This is a genomic window from Rothia uropygioeca (assembly GCF_004136585.1).
GTDB lineage: Bacteria > Actinomycetota > Actinomycetes > Actinomycetales > Micrococcaceae > Rothia.
The window spans coordinates 12,715-31,635 of sequence record NZ_NOIR01000001.1 but is presented as its reverse complement, the minus strand read 5'-3'; the positions used below and the strand labels follow the sequence as shown (position 1 = coordinate 31,635).

Genomic DNA, 18,921 nt, shown 5'->3' with positions numbered 1-18,921 from the left:
TTCACGTTACCCAGCTCGCAGGGCGGAATGCGCATGAAAGTTCGAATCGCGCACAGAACGGATTCGTCCCGCTCGTGTGTCCGCGCCGCAGTGCCCGTGATCTCCCCTAACCGGTGCGATTGGTCTTAAAGCTCAGCGAAGCGCCTGACGTGTTGCCGGATGTGTTCGGCGTGGTCGTAGATGTCCTCGATGTTTTCGATGAGTACACGAGTCTCGATCTTGTTTTCGTCGAAAATGCCCAGGTACTTCTTCGATTTACCGTTGAAATGAAGGCGCGCAACTGGGCGACGGTTGTTGTCGTCGAGCAGGATTGCAAAGTATGTTTTGCTGTCGCGATGGGTGATCCGGTGGGGTTTTACCTCGCTGCAAGCTATCGCCTTGACGATCTGATAGCCCGTCAGCTCTTCCTCGGTTGTGACGATGCCGGTCTTCTTGGTCTGGTCTCCTTCCGTCGTCTCTTCCTCCGTGGCCGAAGGAACGTCTGCGTCCGAGAGATCCTGTGGTTCCGGGTTTTCGTTGTCCCCCAGGGCAGCTGATAGCCGCTCGTTGACCATTTCCTTCAGGAATTGTTTGGTGGCTTTGGAAACCAAACTGGAAAAGAGCTTCAGGTTGTCGGCCGTTCCCCGTCGCTCCGAGACTCGACCCATCAGGAGACGCACGAGTTCGGGGCTTGGTTCTCTGAATTCGGTCGCAAGTTCCCGTTTCAATGCGCCAACGTACTTCAGTTCTTCCGCCGAATTGAGCACCGACGTCAAGTTGAAGGTCTCTTTCGTGATTTTTCTGAGGGCGGGCAACATGCTCTCGTCAATGTTCAGGAGATCAAGCACGAGGAAAGGCTGTCGGTCCATGATGTTTGGCGAATCAAGGTCCGTGAAGAAATTGAACACCCTGCCGTTCGTCAGTACACCGATGCGTGCATTTGTCACCGAGAAGTAGCGGTAGAGCTGAGACGCATGATTGAGGCTTAGTGGATCGCCGAGCCGCTTGCATTCGATCAGGATCTGGACTTCCGAATCCTTCATGATCGCGTAGTCGACTTTCTCGCCTTTCTTGGTGCCGTGATCCGCCGTGTACTCGGGAACAACCTCGAGGGGATTGAAGATGTCATACCCCAATACCTGAGAGATGAATGGCATGATGAAGGCATTTTTCGTTGCCTCTTCGGTCTGGATGGAGCCCTGTTGGGCACGCAGTTTGGTGGCGAGTTCTCGTAGACCTTCTTCGAACGGCATGATGGCTCCTCCAGGTGAAATCGAGCGATAGGTGGATGGCCATTCAGCGGCCGCAACCTCAGTGTAGATCAAAGTGACTTACATTACATATGCGCGATTTTTCCGAGCCGAAAGTGTCGATTCATCCGAACAACCCCTGGTTCTCAGAGGCGACGACGAGGGTTGAGTCTCCTCGCTCCCGTCAAGAGGCCACAATGGCCCAGCCTGCCGGCTCAGTAAATGCGTTGTGGCAGCTGGGTGCGGCTGAGATGTGGACCCGCTGACCACTACGTCGGGTGAAGGAACATGAAGCATTGACGTCGGGTTACTGATCTCTTGTAGGGGTTGACCTGCGGTTATAGCGTCGGTCACCAACCAGGTCGCGCGATCCGAAGTGCAGGATCGATTGCGGCATATCCAGCGGTTCCAACCCGAGGAGAGTTCAGTGACCGTCAACGAATCCACCTCCGCTCCGAATGCCAATACCGTCGCCGAGTTCTCCGTGCGAAAGATCGGTCAATACACAGGTGCCGAGATACGAGGACTTGACCTCTCCGGGGACCTCCCCGAAGGCGTCGTCGGCCGCATCAGAGAGCTGCTCAATGAACACAAGGCGCTCGTCTTCAAGGACGCCGGAGTCCACGGCGACGAGGCCCAAGCCCATTTCGCATCCCACTTCGGCCCGTTGACCAAGGCACACCCGACTGTTCGTTTCGAAGGGCAGGATTCCAAGAGTGTCTTGCCCGTGGACAGCGAGTCCTCGGTGGCCAATAAGTGGCACACCGACGTGACTTTTGTGGTCAACCCACCTCAGGCATCCACTCTTCGAAGCATCAAGCTCCCCGACTATGGAGGCGAAACGCTCATCACCAACACCGTGGCCGCCTACAACGGACTCCCGGAAGAGTTGCGCGCCTTCGCGGACACCCTCTGGGCTGTGCACAGCAACGATTCGGATTACGTCCGGCCGGACAAGGTCACCTCCGACGCCGAACGCAGCTATCAGGACCAATTCGTCTCATCGACATTCCGCGCGGTGCACCCCGTCGTGCGCATCCACCCCCTGACCGGGCAGAAGGGGCTGTTCATTGGAGCCTTCGCCCAGCGGCTCAAGATTCTGGGCGTCACGGCGGAGGAGTCCCTGGATCTGTTGCGCATATTCCAACGGCATATCACCAAACCGGAATACATTGTGCGGGTGGCTTGGGAACCGGATCAGCTCGTCCTATTCGACAACCGCGCGACCCAGCACTATGCGATCGACAATTACGACCGCGCGCCCCGCAAACTCAACCGCATCACGGTTGCCGGGGACATCCCTCAAGGCGCCGACGGCGGCAGGAGCTACGCCGTCGAAGGCGATTCCTCGGACTACTCGCCCGTCGTCGGCCTCTGACCTGAGACGAACCTCCGCGCGAGATCTCTACCCTGATCCCTACCCTGGGGTGGTGCCGGTTGGGGGACCGTCCCAGCGAGAGTAAGGGGCATGAATACACACACCATCTTCTTCGGTCTTCTCGCAGTCCTGATTCTCGGTTGGATCATTTTCCGACAATTCCAATGGAAGCCTCTCCAGCCGAGGCGGGGCATGAAAATCGGGGCGATCCTGTCGCTCATCGCCGTCTTCAACCTGGCTCTTTATCCCATAGCCCTGACCGGAGGGGACCTGGGAGCTTTCCTACTGGAACTGGCCATCGCCGCCGGGGCAGGTGTCCTGCAAGCGAAGGTCGCCCATTTTCGTCCGATCCCCCCGGGGGCCACGAATAGACTGCTCGCGAGGACCTCCGCCAGGGGGCGGGAAGTACCTCAGCTGGAAAGTCGACCTGGTGGCATAGGCCTACTGATGTGGGTGTGCTTGCTGACTGTCCGCGTAGCGATCGGGGCGTACGCCGCGGCCCACGGCCTGGAACTCGTCACCTCGGTCTGGGCAATCTACCTGGTCATCGGCGTAAACCGCATTGCCAACGGGGCTATACTCTCTCGTCGTACGGTTGCCCGGAGCGTTACGGCCTAATTGGAGCCCAGCATGTACCCAGAGAGCCATCGGAGCCCGCCGGCGCGCATTGTTGCGGTAGGCCTGATGGGCTCGGCGTGGGTTTTTATTCTTGTTCTTCAGATAGCACGAGGCGACCAGGTATTCCCGGCCAGCTTGGGGATCGTTGCCCTAGCTCTGTGGATCCTCCAGGTGGCGTTGACCCGACGCGCAAGCCGAACGTTCGTCTGGCTTGCCTGGGTCATGATCGTCCTCGGCGCCTTCGCCGGTCCGGCCACCAGCGTCATTGGCGCCATCCCAGCCATTTCGGGAATGCTGGTGCTGACGCGGGACTCGCAGATTCCGATCAAGCGCGGGACGGCCGGCCTCTGTCTGGGAATTCTGGGTCTCGCCCTCGGCGCCCTGGGGGACAAAGCCGACGTCGTCAGCAGCATAGGGTGCCTTGCCGGCCTTCTCCTCGTTTTCCTCTTCGGCCTGTTGCGTCGACAATCCGACGCGGTTGAGGCGGCGGAGCGGGCGTCCCTGGAGGATCGTTTGGCGGCAGCTCAGGAGAGAGCCCGCAGCGCGGCCGTCGAGGAACGGACAGCGATTGCGCGAGACCTTCATGACGTGCTCGCTCACAGCCTGGGCGGGCTGACCATCCAACTCGATGCGCTCAGTGCAGAGCTCGAGTCGGGAAAATACGAAGCCGCGATCGCCCGTTCAGTCCAAGCACGGACCCTGGCGAGCTCGGGTCTAGAAGAAGCCAGGCGCGCGGTTGCTGCATTGAGGGAACCGATGGCCGATCTTGACCACGGGATCGAATCGAACATCAAAGCGCACCGCGATATGGGAGGTTCCGTGACGGTCGACCTTGAACCGACCCAGGACCTTTCCTCCCAGGCCAACGAAGTATTCTCGAGGGGGCTCCAAGAGTTCCTGACCAATGCCAGGCGTTACGCACCGGGAGAGACGGCTCATGTCCGCCTTGCCCGCGACGATGCCCACTATCGTCTGTCCGTATCCACCCCGAGAACCCTCCGCGTCCAGACGTCAACAGGCGGCGGATTCGGGCTCCAGGGAGTGCGCGAGCGTGCGGAAGCCATCGGTGGGCGCCTGACGATCGATGAAGGGAATCCGTTCGTCGCTACCGTGGAGGTTCCCCATGATTAAGGTGCTCGTGGTCGATGACCAGGCCATCGTCAGAGACGGCCTGGTGACCGTTCTCGGATTGACCGAGGACATCGACGTCGTCGGGCAGGCCGAGAACGGGGTTCGGGCGCTCGAACTCGTCGACGAGGAAAGCCCGGACGTCGTACTCATGGACCTGCGCATGCCAGAAATGGATGGGGCCGGCGCGACCGCACGTCTGAGGGACTCGCACCCGGAGGTTGCGGTGCTGGTGCTGACGACTTTCGCCGACGATTCCTCGATCGCAGGCGCCCTGGCAAGTGGTGCTCGCGGATACCTCACCAAGGACGCAAGCAGGCAGGAGGTTGCCGCCGCGATCCGCACTGCCGCGAGTGGGCAGGTTACCTTCGCCCGTGAGATCGGCGAGAAAATCGCGGGTTCCTTCTCCCCGAGAACGAGCCCGCGCGATCGTTTCCCCAGCCTGACGTCGCGGGAGGCCGAGGTGCTCGAGCGTATGGTCGACGGGAAGAACAACGCTGAGATAGCCCAGGAACTTTTTCTCACCGTCGGGACGGTCAAGTCCTATACCAATGCGGTGTTCAGCAAGCTCGGTGCGCGAAACCGGGCTCACGCGATCGCGCTTGCCACGGGCCGGGCCAACGAGCAGGGGCGATAGAACGGAGCCGTCACGCAAATTCTTTCGCGTTCATGCGGACGGACTCAACCCGGCGGATCCCTAGAATGGCCGCATGGCAACACCGCAAGGAAACCTGAAGTGGAATTCGCTCGTCGAGACCCTGGAACTCGTGGCGCCGCCCGTGGCCGATGCGGTCCGAGCCGGGGCCGTGCCCCACGCCGAAGTCGCGTCGATCAGTGAAGAACTAGCGGATACCGCCGAATTCTGTGATGCTTACGACGTCGCCCCGGAAGCGTCCGCGAACTGCGTGATTGTGCGGGGAAAGCGCGGCGAAACAACGACCGACGCCGCCGTGATCGTGCTTGCGACCGATCGGGCCGACGTCAACAAGACGGTCCGGAAGCACCTGGATGCGAGGAAGGTTTCCTTCGCGGATCAGAGCTCGACCGAAGAAGCCACCGGTATGACCTCAGGTGGCATTACGCCGGTAGGATTGCCTGCGGACTGGAAGATACTGGTCGATCGCAGGGTCGCAGAATCGCCTCTCGTGGTGATCGGTGGGGGCGTTCGAGGGTCGAAACTCCTCGTCCCGGGGTCGGAATTGGCAGAACTTCCGGGTGCGGAGGTTTTGGACCTGGCCGTGTCGTCTCCGAAGTGACCAAGCGCCCCTTACCCGTGGGCGGATAGTCACTCGAAGAGCGTCGCCGCGTCTTACGACGTCGAATAGGTCTCTTCGCCACTCACGTACGTGGCCAACACGTCGATGTCCACGATGGATTCCGCACCCAGAGGGCTCTCGCTGAGAACCGCGAAGTCGGCGTCGAATCCAGGTGCCAGCCGACCGCGGGATTCACCGAATCCCGTGGCCTCCGCCGCGTTGACCGTATAGGTCTTCAGCGCCTGGTACGGATTCAAACGTTCCTCCGGACCGACGACGACGCCACTGTCAGTTGTCCTGTCCACGGCGCGTTGGATACCGAGGAGAGGCCGTCCGTCCGCCACGGGACGGTCCGAGCTGCCCGCGACGCACACGCCCGCGTCCGTGAGCGATTTCCCGCGGTACAACCAACCGGTTTTATTGGGTCCTACGAGGGTGCTCATGTGATCCCCCAAAGCCCCGATGAAGGCAGCTTGGGGCGTCACGGCAATATTCAATCGGGCCAGACGCCGGACCTGATCGGGGCTCGTCAACCCCACGTGCTCGATTCGGTTCCGCACGCGCCGCGAACCGTGTTCCGTCTGGCAACGGTCGATGACGTCCATGGCCACATCCACTGCCCTGTCGCCGATGGCATGAATCGCCAGCGACCATCCCGCCGTATAAGCCTCTTCGGCCACTTCCTGGAGACGCTCCGGTGGGATGAGGAACTCACCCCGAGAATGACGCCCCCCGCACAATGCTTCGTGCATGGCCGATGTTTCGCCCAGGAGCGAGCCGTCGGAGAAGATCTTGACCGGTCCGAGGCTCAGCCGGTCGCTCCCGCTCCCAGTGCGAATTCCCAAGTCCAGCCCTCGACGGGGACGCGATTCAGACGGTCCGAGTTCACCCGCAACCGGAAGCTCGCGCAAAGTGTCCATGACCGGCATGACCTGTGCCCTCGCGTGAAGCCGTCCGCTATCCACAGCGGTCTGGTATGCGGCGAACTCGAGGGGAGAATGCCCGATCCACCCCAGACCGATGCCGGCGTCGGTGAAACTGGTGATGCCTTCGCTCGCGTAGCGACGAGTAGCGAGGTCAAGGCTTTCTACGATCATCTCTTCCGGGTACGGCTTGAGAAGGTCCTGGATACATTCTTGAGCGTTCTCCTCGACCAAACCGGTCGGGTTGCCGGCCTCATCGGTGGGTATGCCTCCACCACCGGGCGCGTTGAAACCTCCGTCGAAGAATCCAGCGCGCCTGAGACCTTCACTGTTGGTAGTCAATGCGTGCCCCGAGGTATGGCGAAGATAAAGGGGGTGGTTACCGGCGGCGCGGTCGAGGTCCCCGAGGTCGCGGCTTCCGGACAGATTCGAAGGCGTCAGACCGGCCCCCAGAATCCACTCGTTGGGCTTGAGCTGATGAGACCGCTCGTGGATTTCCCGGTAGACCTCCTGCCAGGACGTCGCCCGCGAGCAATCGAGTCCCACGAGCGTCTGCCCGAACCACGCTGTGTGGCAGTGGGCGTCGATGAAGCCGGGGACCACGGTCGCCCCGCCGAGATCGATTTCCCGAAGATGGTCCTCGAGGCGGAGATCATCATCGAAGCCAACGATCTTCCCTTGCCACACGCCCATTGATCGGGCGGCGGGGCGGGCCGGGTCCATCGTGATGATTCGGGCGTTGGTCACGAGGAGATCGAGTTTCATGCGACTGAATCACCTTTCTCGACACCGCTTTCGAGTGGGGAGGTCGCCATGGTCCTGAGGGTTTCGGCAAACATTCGCAGACCCGCAACCATGTCCTCGTCCTCCGTGAATTCGAGTTCATTGTGGGAAATGCCCTTGTACGAAGGGACAAAAAGCATGACGGTCGGAAGCACGTCCTTGACGTTCGTCGAGTCGTGGCCGGCCCTAGTCTGAGTGCGGACTACGGGAAGGTCGAGCTGACGGGCGATGGACTCGGCAAGAGTTACGCCTTCGGGCGTGTACGCCTGTTCCTGCCATGCATGCGAACCCTGCAATTCGATCTCGACGTGGGCAAGATCTTCGATCTCGCGAAGGGCTTCTCGGAATTCTTGGTCGGCTTCCTGAAGGATTGACTCCAGCCCGCACCTCAGGTCCACCAAAAGTTCGGCTCCCTGCGCGACAACGACCGGGGAGTTGGGAATGACGTTCAACTGACCGCACGACGTCACGAGGGGGCTCTGGGGGCTCGTGTATTTCTCCCCTATCTGCCGGATGCGGGTAATGATCAGTGCCGCGCCGTAGAGAGCATCCTGCCGGTCTTCCAATAGTGTGGATCCGGTGTGGGACTGGAACCCATGTACCTTCAATACGTACTTGCGGGCACCCCACGTCTTCTCGACCACGCCGATGGTGTAGCCCTGCTCGTCCATGTCCTTGCCCTGTTCGATGTGGATCTCGGCATAACTCCGGAACTGTGACAAGGGGAGTTTCCCGCGATTCGGCAATTCCATCGCCTCAAGGGTCTCGCGTACTGTGACTCCTTCTCCGTCTTCGACCGCGAGCATCTCTTCCGCAGAGCTCTTTCCGGTGAAGACGGAGCTACCCATCATGGATGGTTTGAATCGGCTGCCTTCCTCGTTGAACCAGTTCACGACGGCTACGTTGTGCCGTGGCGGGGCGACGTCGCCCGCATGTACCTGGAGAGACAGCCTGGCGCACGCGTGGGCTCCGCAGAGGACCCCGTACGCACCATCGAAACGGCCGCCGAAGGGCTGGGAATCAAGGTGGGATCCCACGAGCACGTAAGGCTGGCCGGGATTGAGCTCCCACAAACCGAATTGATTACCGATTTCGTCGTACACGACGGTTGCGCCGTACCCCTCCAGCAAGCCGTGGAACCAATGGCGATTTGCGGTGTCGGCCTGCGTCCCGGCTTCACGGTGCACACCACCGGCGGGCGTGGCCCCGTGCGCGCTCATGGAACGGAAGTCCGCCAGAAAGCGGTCGTCGGTCAGGTCGTGAACGGTGAGGGAAGGCTGCGGTGACATGCTGTCCTTTCGTACGGGTCTTCTTAGTGGAGGTAGCCGGTGATTTTCTGGCTCAGCCGAGGAGCCCAAGCGCCGCACACTGCCGAAATGGCGGAAATGACGATGAGCAACACTGCCGCGGGCCACCAAGCGTTACCGGCCATGGCGACCACCGCTGTAGCGATCAGGGGTACGAAGCCGGAAGCCACCCCGGAGAGATTCTGTGCCATTGCCATGCCCGACAAACGGGTGGTCAGCGGGAACAACGCGCTGAGAACCGCTCCCGACGTTGCGTACGGGTAGGACAGTGCGGCCACTCCCAACGTCATGCCGAGGACCACAAGGATGGGTTGCCGGGTTTGCACCAGCAGGAAGGTCGGGAATGCGAGAAGGATCGAGGCGACTCCGCCCCAAATGATCACCTTGCTCGCGCCGAACCGGGAGCCGAGATTTCCGCCGGTGATCAGGACGACGATTTCCACCGCCGCGGCGAAAATCGAGCCGAAGAGCAACAAGCTGGGTGAGAGACCAAGCTGTTGCTTGCCGTAGGAGACCACGAAGGTCGTGATCAGGTAGAAGCCGCCTACACCGAGGAAGGCCGCACCTGCACCGACGAAGATCTGAAGCCAGGAGTTCTTCCAGACGGTTCTCAACGGGGCGTTTTCAGCCCTTCCGGAATCCTTGATCTCGCGGAACGCGGGGGATTCGTCCAGTCGTCGCCGCATCACGACCGCGAGCAGAAGCAAAGGAATGGCCACGAGGAAGGGGATGCGCCATCCGAAAGAATCGAAGTTGTCCTGGCTCAGGAACGTCGAGACGAGAAAGAATCCGCCCGAGGCCAGAATGGTCCCGATGGGCGAACCGATCTGCGGGATCGCGGAGAGTTTGGCTTTGCTCTCCGGAGGGGCGTTTTCGATCGCGATGGTCATGGCCCCGGACCACTCGCCGCCGACGAAGATTCCCTGGAGGAACCTCAAGACGACCAGGAGCACGGGAGCGAAAACCCCGATGGTCATGTACGTGGGCAGGAGGCCGATGATCGCCGTCGCGATCCCGATTCCGGTCACGGTGATCAGCATGACGGTCCGGCGTCCGACCTTGTCCCCGAGCGAACCGAAGATCATGCCGCCTAACGGCCGTGCCAGGAATCCGACGGCCAAGGTGGCGAAAGAACTCAGGGTAGCGGCCACCGGGTCATCGTTGGTGAAGAACTGCACGTTGAAGACCAGGGCGGCTGCCGTGTTGAACAGAAAGAAGTCGTACCATTCGAGGGCCGTGCCGATCAGGGCACCGAAGGTGACTTTTCGTGCCTCTTTCTCGGAGAGCGTCGTCGAGAATTCCCCTTCGTCCTTCAGAGGAAGACTCTCTACGTTCTGAGGGGTACTCATGGTATGTCCTCGGTTGGGTGCGGATAATAGTGACCAGTATTACAGGTGGAAAAGCCCAAATGAAGAACAAAATGCCTCACCTTTTGGGTCATATGATGTGCATATGACCAAAAATGAGAAGATCTTGGCCGAGCTGGAACTCCATGTGGAGGGCAGCGTCGAGACGTATGTCGATCGTGTCCTGGAATTACAGGATTATCGGGACGGTCTGGTTCACGTCGAAGACATACGGGCTACGGCGCGCGAAAGCTTTGCGGCCTTGATTGATCAGATCTTTACGGATGCTCCTGAGAGCGCCGGGCTGCTTGTGGATACGGCGCGCGAACTCGTGATGCGTCGTCGTGGCCAGGGCGTGCATCTAGATCCGCTTCTGACGGCGGTACGCCTGGACTTCACGGTGCTGTGGGAACTTCTCAAGAGGCTTTGCCAGCCTCACGACACTGAAGTTCTGGTGGATCTGGCCGAGCCCTTGTGGCGAGCCGTTGAAGATTACGCCAACGGTGTCTACCGCGCATACCTTGAACAGAGCGAGCGGGAGGTCAGGGAGGAATCGGTTTTGCGTCAGGAATACCTGACGCAGGCACTCAGTCGGGATGGTGGGGCCGAAGCCATGCGGCAGGCCTCGCGCATGGTCGGATTCGACGTCGGAGAGCCGCTGGTTCTGTGCGTCGCGGTGGGTGAGGTCGGCCGCGAACTCCGTGGAGTCCTGTCCACCGCGCTTCGGTCGGCGCTGCCGGTTCACCTGGTGAATTTCGAGGGCTATGCGGTTCTGATTTTCCCTGCTCGTCTCGACGACGTCCGTGACAGGGTGTCACGAGTGCCTTGTGCCGTGCTGGATAATCTGGTGGGACTGGAAGGGGTCCGCTCCAAGCTTCGTCTGGCCCAGCGCATCGCGGAAGTCGTGGCCGTGGACGACGCTGGCGCCGTCACGCCGGAGCGTGCGTGGCCTCGCGTTGCTCGGCGCGGCCTCGAGAGTATAGGCCTCGATCTGGCTGAGCAGATCGAGGCAGGGTTGCGCCGAGCACGACGGGGCGAGGCGGCACGCATTGCGATGACGGTGCGTCAGTACCTTTCATCGGGCTCGGTTGCGGAGGCGGCCGTAGCGATTCCGTGCCATCGCAATACGGTTCAGAATCATCTCAACCGGTTTCGTGAACTGACCGGAATCGACCCCGGAATTCCGGAGCAGGCCGCACAGTTGGTCATCGCTTGGGGCTGAGGACCCCGCTCTCCTGCGAGTCGGCACCAAAGGTCCGCTTCCGCAGGTCGTCGCATGGGCCCACCACATTGCGAACCCGCGATTCGAGGGTGGGCGAGAGGCCCGGTTGCTTACAAGATGGCCGAGACGCCGTCGCGAATCGCCTGGATGTCCACGGTGCCGGGGCAGTCGGTGGAGACGACGAAGCTATGGGGAACGATCTGCGACTGGGGATCGAGCCCGTAGGTGCGGCAGATGGTTGCACAGAGATTGATCGACTGGTTGTAGGTGTCTTGTGTGGGCGCGCGGTTGGGGTCGGCCGAGTGCTCGATGCCGATGCTGCGAAGATTGAAATTCCAATCCCCGGCGTGCCAGGCGGTGTCCGCTTCGTCGACGAATTGATGGATCTCGCCTTCGCCGATGCCATAGTGGGCGCTGACGCCCGAGTTGGGGTCGGCGAACGTTGCGTCCGCTGCCGCAAGGGTCCCCACGATGTAGTGGATGACGATGCGATCCACCGAGGTGCCTTCCCGGCCTTCGGTGAAATTCGGCGAGCTGACCTGAATGGCTGCCATGGATTATTTCCCCTTCCCCATAGGGCAGCTGAGCGGCCGCTTGGATTCCATTGTTTTGTTGGTCGATGTCGGTGCGGCCTGGGCCGCGGGTGCGGTGATGAGTGCTGCTCCGGTTGCCGCAGTTGCAGCCGCGGTCAGCGAGAGCACATTACGTCTCGATAATTCCATATCGGCAAGGTACGTTTTCGGCTTCACTACTTCAAAACGCCCGTTGTGTATGACGCAACAACAAGTGGAATTTTTCACAAAAGGTAGCGCTCGTGCGGCACTATTTGCTTTGCTCCGCGATTCTCTTGATCGTTTTCAGAGTCTCGGGTATTCCTGCCGCGGCCGCTTCTTGGCGTATCTCGATCTGACGTTCGGCCTCCTCTCCGAAACGATGGAGAAAATTCGCCTCTGTTTCTTCGGAGAAAACTGTATATTCGGTGAGAACACTCCCTTCGCCCTCTGGTGAAATGGTGTATCCCCAGCGGGCGCGGGCTGGAATGACCTCCCACGCGAAGTGTTGTCCCGGTTCGGCGATGACGACTTCGGACGTGGTCGTCCACTCTCGTTCTGGGGTGCGGTTGTGCCCTGTAAAGGTTGCACCGACGTCGTGTCTGCCAGGACCGTCCCAGTCGCACCGATAGCACTGCTGGCTCCATTCACCGGTCCGGGTGACATCCGAGATGAGGTCGTAGATTTCGGCGGGTGACTCGTCGATATGGATCGAATCGGAGAGCTTATATGTCATGGGTGCAGTCTAGTGCTTCATGCGGATCCGAAACCGCTTGGTTATCGATTAATATTCGCAAAATAATGATGGCCCATCGAATGAACCTCGTCGAACATATCCTGCAACTTTTACGTACACCGCCCGATTCCGGGGATCGCTTGATAGCGGACACTCATTTCAAAAGTAAATCTTTCGGTGTGTCTATGGACATATCACGGCGAATTACCATACGGTCGTGCCCGGCACCTTGTTCGGCCTATCCGTTATTGGATGGCCACTCAAGGCGTTCGTCGGGAGGGTCACCACGGCTCCTCTGGCGGCCATGGACACACTCGACACCGCATATTGAGGTACAGGATGTTCGAATCGGGCACGAGAAGGATGACGCAGGGCGTTTTAGGACGTTTCAAGCACAAGGAAGCCGCTGGCGTCATCGCGACGACCGCGGTCTTGCTGGGCTTGACGACCCTCGCGGCCCCGGCCGCCGAGGCCGCATCGTCGGCCGGTCCCACCACGGGTATTCAGGGTCGGGATATTTCCGTCAATCAAGGAACTGACTATCCCTGGGGCGACGTTGCTTCCGCGGGCGTTCAGTACGGCCAAGCTCAAGCGACCGACGGGGACTGGTCTTCCCCGGCATTCGATCAGCAATACAAGGACATCGAAAATGCCGGTCTTTATAAGGGGGCCTATCACTTCGCTCGCCCCGGCGACAGCAGTGGGGCGACCCAGGCCAGCTTCTTCATCGAGCACGGAGGCAAGTGGACCAACGACGGTACGACCTTGCCGGGAATGCTCGACGTCGAATCCACACCGAGCGCCAATACGGCCGAAGAACAGTGCTACCACCTCTCGACGTCCGAAATGACGTCGTGGATTCAAGACTTCACGAGTGAGTACAAATCCGAGACTGGCCGTGCCCCCATCATCTATACGACGAATGCATGGTGGAATCAGTGCGTCGGCGATACGACGGCCTTCACTGACAGTCCGCTCATGATTGCCAAGTGGGGAAGCAAGACCTCGGGCGAGGTTCCTGCCGCTTGGTCAGACTACGACTTCTGGCAGCACACCGAGAGCAGTGCGGGCAGCGTGGCCGATCGCAGCCGGTTCAATGGATCGAAGGCCAAGCTTGAGGACCTCGCAACTAACCCCGGTTACACTCCCGTCGGTTCTGCTTCGAAGCAGCAGGTCCCGCTCGGGTAACTAATCCCCTGTGGGACTGTGCCCAACCGTGTTGAGGTCACCAACGGCCGATGCGGCCAAGAACAGGGGACGTGAGTCTTTCTCGGCTCATCCCGGCGTGGAATTTCGGGTGGGGGCGCCCAGGTCCGTGCCGGAGCCGTCTACACCAGCTCGCTTTCCTCCAGTACGTTCGTCACCAAATCCGCAATCTCGGAGCGCTCGGACCTGTTCAGGGTGATGTGGCCGAATAAGCGATGCCCCTTGAGTCGGTCGATTACGGCCGTGATGCCATCGTGACGGCCGACGCGCAGGTTGTCGCTCTGGGCGACGTCGTGGGTCAGAACTACCCGGGAATTCTCGCCGAGCCGAGAAAGGACGGTGAGCAGAACCGTTCGTTCCAAGGACTGCGCCTCATCGACGATCACAAACGTGTCATGAAGTGAACGACCCCGGATGTGGGTCAGGGGCAGGACTTCCAACATGTCCCGTTCCACGACCTCGTCAACAACGTTCTTGCTGACCAGAGCGCCCAGCGTATCGAATACGGCCTCGGCCCAAGGATTCATTTTGTCTCCTTCCGAGCCTGGTAAGTATCCGAGATTCTGCCCGCCGACGGCATACAACGGGCGGAACACCGTGATTTTCTGGTGAGTGCCTTTCTCCAGAACGGCCTCGAGCCCGGCCATGAGAGCGAGCGCCGATTTTCCCGTGCCGGCGCGCCCGCCCAAGCTCACAATGCCCACCGATTCGTCGAGCAGCATGTCGATCGCGATGCGTTGCTCCGCCGAACGCCCACCGATGCCGAATGCCTGCTGGTCACCTTGGATCAAGGCGATGGTTTCCGGCTCCACGACGCGACCCAGCGCCGACCCCTTGGTGGAGGTGAGGATCAGCCCCGTGTTCATCACTTCCCCGGCAACCTTGTCGCTCTCGAGCGATCCGGATTTGTACAGATGGTCGATCTCGTCCTCATCGAGGTGGATCTCGGACAGACCCGTGAAACCCGAGTCCACAGCCTGCTCAGCCAAATACTGTTCCGCTGCCAGCCCGATCGCGGCGGCTTTCACTCGCATCGGAACATCCTTGGTCACCACGACGACGTCCGACCCTTCCGCCTGCAGGTTGCGGGCGACCGCGATGATCCGTGTGTCGTTCTCGGACCGATCGAAAGCCACGGGCAACTGGGACGTGGCCACGTGATTGAGTTCAACGCGCAGGGTCCCACCGGCATCCCCGACTGGGATCTCACGGTCCAATCGTCCGTATTCATCGCGGAGATCGTCCAGAATCCTCAGGGCCTTGCGAGCCGTATAGCCAAGCTCCAGGTGATGCCGTTTCCCCTCGAGCTCCGAGACAACCACAAGTGGAATCACGACCTCGTGCTCGTCGAACCGCAACATTGCACTCGGATCAGAGAGAAGGACCGAGGTATCAAGAACATAAGTGGTGATGGACGAGCTCACAGTGAGTTCCCCTTCGACGTCGTCAACGGGGCGCCTGCGGCGATCGGCCTCTCCTTTCCCGGGTCGAGGCCGAAACCCCGAGTCGGCGCGTGCCGACTACTCTCAACCTAGGGTCCGGCAAGAGTGCAATCGGCCCGCAACACTCCTGAACGCGATGACGTTTGCGTGAATGGACGATGAATCCCGACACCGCGCCCCACGGACGTTCAGGCTTCCGGAAGCGGGAAATATCCAGTAGCCGACTATGATCCACATCTCAGCGAATGTATTCTGAGGCGATCAATTGCATCGGGCAATCTCACCGCGCACCGGAGAAGGGAACGCAGAATGGCGTCGTACCGACCAGAAGAAGTTCAGGAGGATCGACCTGCCTCGACGTGGCATACCGTCAAGTCGATTCTCGCCGCTTCCAGCGGAAACCTCGTGGAGTGGTTCGACTTCTACGTCTACTCCTTCTTCAGTGTCTACTTCGCCCAACAGTTCTTCGCGAATGCCGGTGAAACCGGGGCATTCATGAGCACGGCCGGTGTATTCTTCGTCGGATTCCTGATGCGCCCTCTCGGCGGCTACATTTTCGGTCGAGTCTCCGACCGGTATGGACGCAAGGCATCCATGCTGTCGTCGATCCTCCTCATGTGCGCCGGTTCATTGGGTATGGCCGTTCTTCCGACCGCCGAAACCGTGGGAGCACTGGCGCCCGTTCTGCTGACCGTCGTCCGTTGTGTCCAAGGGATTTCAGTCGGCGGGGAGTATGGTTCGACGGCGACCTTCATGTCCGAGGTCGCCACCTCCGGCAAGCGCGGTTTCTTCTCGTCCTTCCAGTACGTGACCCTTGTGGGCGGGCAGCTGCTGGCAAGTCTGCTCGCGGTGATCATGACCCACACCATGGGTGATGACAAGATCAGCGCGGGCTGGTGGCGACTGCCCTTCGTGATCGGTGCCGTGGCCGCGATCGTCTCGCTCTGGCTTCGGTCGGGTCTGACCGAGACGACGTCGTCTTCCGACCGCAATGCCGCGGGGTCCGGAAGTCTGCTCGAGGTGTTCCGCCACCCGCGAGCCTTCTGGGTCGTTTTCGGTATCACGAGCATCGGCTCGCTGGTCTTCTACGTATTCACGACGTACATGCAGAAGTACCTGATTAACACCAACGGCTTCGAAAAGGGGCAAGCCGCCGACACGATGACGATCTGCCTCTTGCTCTTCATCATCATGCAACCCCTTGCGGGCGCGCTCTCTGACAAGATCGGGCGCAAGAATTCCATGCTGATCTTCGTGATCGCCATGGTCGTTCTTCCGGTTCCGCTGTTGACCCTGATCGGCTCTCAGAGCTCCATTTTCATGTCCGGCGTATTCATCGTGATCGCCATGATCTTCGTCAGCCTGTACACCTCGATCTCGGGCGTCGTGAAAGCGGAGATGTTCCCGGCCCATATCCGTGGGCTCGGCGTCGGATTCACCTACGCGATCGCCAACTCGTTGTTCGGCGGTTCGGCCGAGTACGTCGCTCTGTTCATGAAAGACCACGGGTTTGGCGGGGTCTTCCCTTGGTACGTGGTCGTCATGGCCGTGCTCGGCCTGATTGCAGTGATTGCGATGCACGACAACCGCAAGCATTCGACCCTCGAGAACCCCGAGGGCAGCGCCTACGCGGCGCCCTCGCGGCGCACGGAGGACGCCGTGAAATCGGGTTCCCGGGAGCCCTGACCGGGGGCCGGGGTAGGTAGACCCCCACGTCATCGGGCCCCGGTGCATCCGATATAGCCTGGACAGGGCCCCACCGAAAGGATTGCGCCCGTGAAACTCATTGACAAGCTCGCGTGGATCAACATCGTCGACGGACGGCTCCTCGTCGCTCGTTCTCATGGGCAGCGGGCCTTTTATGTACCCGGTGGCAAGCGGGAACAAGGGGAGGGCGATGCCGACGCCCTGGCGCGCGAGGTCCGCGAGGAATTGGCCGTCCGGATCGTCAAGAACGGGATTCGCCATGTCCTCACCCACGAGGCCGAGGCCCACGGAAAGTCCGGAACGACGGTTCGGCTGACGTGCTACGGAGCCGAACACGAGGGCAATATCGTCCCCTCGTCCGAGATCGAGGAGATCACGTGGGTCACCGCGGAGGACGACGGTCTGCTCTCGGAGGGGGCGCGCGGCGTCGTCGAGGACCTGGCTGCCCAGGGCCTGGTTCGGCGGGAAAGCCACGAGCCACGAGCGATTCTGTTCGACCTGGACGACACTCTGGTACAGACCAGGGTGGTCAAGTGGAAGCATCACCAGGAGGTAGCCAGACGTTTTTACGGAATCGACCTCACCGAAGATGCGCTCTCTGAAGCGTGGGGCATGCCCTTCGACGCCATGATTGCCCGGTTGTACCAGGATTCCGCCCCCGTCGACCAAATGCGCGCGGACAATCAGTCCATTGCCGCGGACTATCTCAAAACCGAGATTGGCGGTGCCGTTCGTACGGTCACGACTCTGCTGGACCGCGGCGTGGAAGTCGGCGTAGTGACTTCCACGAACACCGAGTTCGCGGTCGCTGACCTCGAGCGCCTTGGATTCCCCACGCACCGTCTTCTTGGGATCCAAGGGGCCGATCGTTCTAGCTTCCACAAACCCGACGGACGCGTCTTCAGCGACCTGTTGTCTTTGCTCTCGGGAAAAGGCATTGGCGCCTCGGAAACCGTGTATGTGGGTGATTCCCTGGCTGACCGGACGGCGGCCCTCGCAGCCGGACTCGACTACATCGGTATCGAATCGGATCTCCCCAGGGATGCCGCCCCTGAAGGTCACCGGCCGCAGGTATTGCCGAGCGTGGCCGACGTAGCCACGGCTTTCGGAGAACACTGACTCCGTCCCAACCCTTCGGTCCTAATCTGAAACGATCAGCTTGGTCAGAGCTACCCGAGGAGACGACATGACAACATCAGGCAGCAATCCCGGAGGAATAATCGACCTGAACGGCCGGAGGCTATCCCGTATGGGCTACGGAATGGGTAGCCTGGGGCGAGCTAGCGATTCGTCGGACGATCGGCAGAAATCCGTGAATCTCTTGCAACGAGCCTTGGAACTCGGTGTTCAGATGTTCGATACGGCTCATTTCTACGGTGCGGGCCATTCCAACAGCTTGCTGGCGGAAGCGTTCGCCGATCGGCGTGATGACGTGTTCCTTGCTACCAAAGTTGGGGCGCGTGTGGTCACGGGCGGGAAAGTCCCCATGGCCGCGGCACAAAAGCCCAGGGAATTGAGAGAGTCGGTGGAGGCGAATCTCGAATCTCTGAAGACAGACTACCTGGACCTCGTATACATGCGCCGCATGGATTTCAAGCCGGGCCTGATCGTGGATGAAGTTCAGAGTGTTCCGCTGGAAGATCAGCTGACCGAACTCATCTCATTGCGCGAGGAAGGCAAGATTCGTGGCATCGGCCTGAGCCACGTGACACCGGAGCAGGTCGAGTCGGCGCTGCCCGCCGGAATCCTCGCGGTGCAGAACATCTACAACCTACTTGACCGGCATGACGAACGGCTCTTGGAGCTGACCTGCGCCCACGGTGCGGCGTGGATCCCCTATTTCCCCCTCGGTGGAGGCGGCGAATTCTTCGGGTTGCCTCGAGTGACGGAAGACGGGGGCGTCGTCGACGTAGCACGCGAGCTGGGGGCGACACCTCAGCAAGTGGGGCTCGCGTGGCTCCTGACCCATTCCTCCAACACCATGGTCATTTCCGGAACCAGTTCCGTCGAACATCTCGAGGAAAATCTCGCCGCCGGAGCCCTCGCCCTTACCCCCGAAATGCTGGAACGTCTCGAAGGATAGACCACG

The 18,921-nt window shown here is 60.6% G+C and carries 17 protein-coding genes; 10 read left to right on the top strand and 7 right to left on the bottom strand.

Annotated features, from left to right (window positions below; genetic code table 11):
- Nucleotides 1-125: 125 nt before the first annotated feature.
- Nucleotides 126-1,232: a type I restriction endonuclease gene (locus tag EWR20_RS00135; protein WP_129358205.1), complete on the bottom strand. Its 1,107-nt coding sequence runs from the start codon at nt 1,230-1,232 to the stop codon at nt 126-128.
- A 424-nt stretch (nt 1,233-1,656) separates the two neighbouring features.
- Here EWR20_RS00135 and EWR20_RS00130 point away from each other — a divergent pair, with 424 nt between their 5' ends.
- The 5 genes from EWR20_RS00130 to EWR20_RS00110 all read left to right on the top strand — a co-directional run bounded on the left by EWR20_RS00130 (nt 1,657) and on the right by EWR20_RS00110 (nt 5,609).
- Nucleotides 1,657-2,607 carry a TauD/TfdA dioxygenase family protein gene (locus tag EWR20_RS00130; protein ID WP_394342266.1) on the top strand — a complete coding sequence of 317 codons (951 nt, stop codon included), beginning with the start codon at nt 1,657-1,659 and terminating at the stop codon, nt 2,605-2,607.
- Between the two features lie 90 nt (nt 2,608-2,697).
- A complete protein-coding gene (locus tag EWR20_RS00125) occupies nt 2,698-3,225 on the top strand; it encodes a hypothetical protein (protein WP_129358204.1) in 528 nt (175 codons plus the stop codon).
- Nucleotides 3,226-3,237: 12 nt separating this feature from the next.
- Entirely contained in the window at nt 3,238-4,356 is a 1,119-nt protein-coding gene (locus EWR20_RS00120) for a sensor histidine kinase (protein WP_129358203.1), read from the top strand.
- The gene (locus EWR20_RS00115) at nt 4,349-4,990 is read left to right on the top strand and encodes a response regulator transcription factor (protein WP_129358202.1); all 642 of its coding nucleotides are present in this window, start codon (nt 4,349-4,351) and stop codon (nt 4,988-4,990) included. The genes EWR20_RS00120 and EWR20_RS00115 overlap by 8 nt, the downstream gene beginning before the upstream one ends.
- A gap of 73 nt (nt 4,991-5,063) precedes the next feature.
- A complete protein-coding gene (locus tag EWR20_RS00110; RefSeq protein WP_129358201.1) occupies nt 5,064-5,609 on the top strand; it encodes a YbaK/EbsC family protein in 546 nt (181 codons plus the stop codon).
- Between the two features lie 53 nt (nt 5,610-5,662).
- Here the strand turns inward: EWR20_RS00110 and EWR20_RS00105 are convergent, their stop codons facing one another.
- Genes EWR20_RS00105 through EWR20_RS00095 form a run of 3 tightly spaced genes read right to left on the bottom strand, consistent with a single transcriptional unit; the run spans nt 5,663 to nt 9,971 of the window.
- Nucleotides 5,663-7,297, bottom strand: a complete 1,635-nt coding sequence (locus EWR20_RS00105; protein ID WP_129358200.1) for an amidohydrolase — start codon at nt 7,295-7,297, stop codon at nt 5,663-5,665.
- On the bottom strand, nt 7,294-8,604 hold the full coding sequence (locus EWR20_RS00100) for a M20 family metallo-hydrolase (RefSeq protein WP_129358199.1): 1,311 nt from the start codon (nt 8,602-8,604) through the stop codon (nt 7,294-7,296). Before EWR20_RS00100 ends, EWR20_RS00105 begins: the two co-directional genes overlap by 4 nt.
- Nucleotides 8,605-8,627: 23 nt before the next feature.
- The gene (locus tag EWR20_RS00095; protein WP_129358198.1) at nt 8,628-9,971 is read right to left on the bottom strand and encodes an MFS transporter; all 1,344 of its coding nucleotides are present in this window, start codon (nt 9,969-9,971) and stop codon (nt 8,628-8,630) included.
- Nucleotides 9,972-10,074: 103 nt separating this feature from the next.
- Here EWR20_RS00095 and EWR20_RS00090 point away from each other — a divergent pair, with 103 nt between their 5' ends.
- On the top strand, nt 10,075-11,190 hold the full coding sequence (locus EWR20_RS00090) for a helix-turn-helix domain-containing protein (protein ID WP_165000903.1): 1,116 nt from the start codon (nt 10,075-10,077) through the stop codon (nt 11,188-11,190).
- Between the two features lie 110 nt (nt 11,191-11,300).
- Here EWR20_RS00090 and EWR20_RS00085 read toward each other — a convergent pair whose 3' ends face one another.
- Nucleotides 11,301-11,744, bottom strand: coding sequence for an N-acetylmuramoyl-L-alanine amidase (locus tag EWR20_RS00085; RefSeq protein ID WP_129358196.1), 444 nt, complete (start codon nt 11,742-11,744; stop codon nt 11,301-11,303).
- Between the two features lie 268 nt (nt 11,745-12,012).
- A complete protein-coding gene (locus EWR20_RS00080) occupies nt 12,013-12,477 on the bottom strand; it encodes an SRPBCC family protein (protein WP_129358195.1) in 465 nt (154 codons plus the stop codon).
- Between the two features lie 363 nt (nt 12,478-12,840).
- On the opposite strand from EWR20_RS00080, the gene EWR20_RS00075 reads away from it, so the two are divergent.
- A complete protein-coding gene (locus EWR20_RS00075) occupies nt 12,841-13,665 on the top strand; it encodes a GH25 family lysozyme (RefSeq protein ID WP_165000902.1) in 825 nt (274 codons plus the stop codon).
- Nucleotides 13,666-13,805: 140 nt separating this feature from the next.
- Here the strand turns inward: EWR20_RS00075 and EWR20_RS00070 are convergent, their stop codons facing one another.
- Entirely contained in the window at nt 13,806-15,107 is a 1,302-nt protein-coding gene (locus tag EWR20_RS00070; protein ID WP_165000901.1) for a PhoH family protein, read from the bottom strand.
- Nucleotides 15,108-15,434: 327 nt separating this feature from the next.
- On the opposite strand from EWR20_RS00070, the gene EWR20_RS00065 reads away from it, so the two are divergent.
- The 3 genes from EWR20_RS00065 (at nt 15,435) to EWR20_RS00055 (ending at nt 18,915) form a co-directional block, all read left to right on the top strand.
- On the top strand, nt 15,435-16,811 hold the full coding sequence (locus EWR20_RS00065; protein ID WP_129358193.1) for an MFS transporter: 1,377 nt from the start codon (nt 15,435-15,437) through the stop codon (nt 16,809-16,811).
- Between the two features lie 90 nt (nt 16,812-16,901).
- The gene (locus EWR20_RS00060) at nt 16,902-17,951 is read left to right on the top strand and encodes an HAD hydrolase-like protein (RefSeq protein ID WP_129358192.1); all 1,050 of its coding nucleotides are present in this window, start codon (nt 16,902-16,904) and stop codon (nt 17,949-17,951) included.
- 67 nt (nt 17,952-18,018) lie between these two features.
- Entirely contained in the window at nt 18,019-18,915 is an 897-nt protein-coding gene (locus EWR20_RS00055; RefSeq protein WP_129358191.1) for an aldo/keto reductase, read from the top strand.
- The last annotated feature ends 6 nt before the right edge of the window (nt 18,916-18,921 follow it).

Excerpts from the sequence above, each read along its gene's own strand:
- EWR20_RS00065 (WP_129358193.1), top strand. The coding sequence starts at position 15,435 with ATGGCGTCGTACCGACCAGAAGAAGTTCAGGAGGATCGACCTGCCTCG.
- EWR20_RS00055 (WP_129358191.1), top strand. The coding sequence starts at position 18,019 with ATGACAACATCAGGCAGCAATCCCGGAGGAATAATCGACCTGAACGGC.
- EWR20_RS00115 (WP_129358202.1), top strand. The coding sequence starts at position 4,349 with ATGATTAAGGTGCTCGTGGTCGATGACCAGGCCATCGTCAGAGACGGC.
- EWR20_RS00080 (WP_129358195.1), bottom strand. The coding sequence starts at position 12,477 with ATGACATATAAGCTCTCCGATTCGATCCATATCGACGAGTCACCCGCC.
- EWR20_RS00090 (WP_165000903.1), top strand. The coding sequence starts at position 10,075 with ATGACCAAAAATGAGAAGATCTTGGCCGAGCTGGAACTCCATGTGGAG.
- EWR20_RS00125 (WP_129358204.1), top strand. The coding sequence starts at position 2,698 with ATGAATACACACACCATCTTCTTCGGTCTTCTCGCAGTCCTGATTCTC.
- EWR20_RS00105 (WP_129358200.1), bottom strand. The coding sequence starts at position 7,297 with ATGAAACTCGATCTCCTCGTGACCAACGCCCGAATCATCACGATGGAC.
- EWR20_RS00120 (WP_129358203.1), top strand. The coding sequence starts at position 3,238 with ATGTACCCAGAGAGCCATCGGAGCCCGCCGGCGCGCATTGTTGCGGTA.
- EWR20_RS00135 (WP_129358205.1), bottom strand. The coding sequence starts at position 1,232 with ATGCCGTTCGAAGAAGGTCTACGAGAACTCGCCACCAAACTGCGTGCC.
- EWR20_RS00100 (WP_129358199.1), bottom strand. The coding sequence starts at position 8,604 with ATGTCACCGCAGCCTTCCCTCACCGTTCACGACCTGACCGACGACCGC.
- EWR20_RS00075 (WP_165000902.1), top strand. The coding sequence starts at position 12,841 with ATGACGCAGGGCGTTTTAGGACGTTTCAAGCACAAGGAAGCCGCTGGC.
- EWR20_RS00085 (WP_129358196.1), bottom strand. The coding sequence starts at position 11,744 with ATGGCAGCCATTCAGGTCAGCTCGCCGAATTTCACCGAAGGCCGGGAA.
- EWR20_RS00095 (WP_129358198.1), bottom strand. The coding sequence starts at position 9,971 with ATGAGTACCCCTCAGAACGTAGAGAGTCTTCCTCTGAAGGACGAAGGG.
- EWR20_RS00110 (WP_129358201.1), top strand. The coding sequence starts at position 5,064 with ATGGCAACACCGCAAGGAAACCTGAAGTGGAATTCGCTCGTCGAGACC.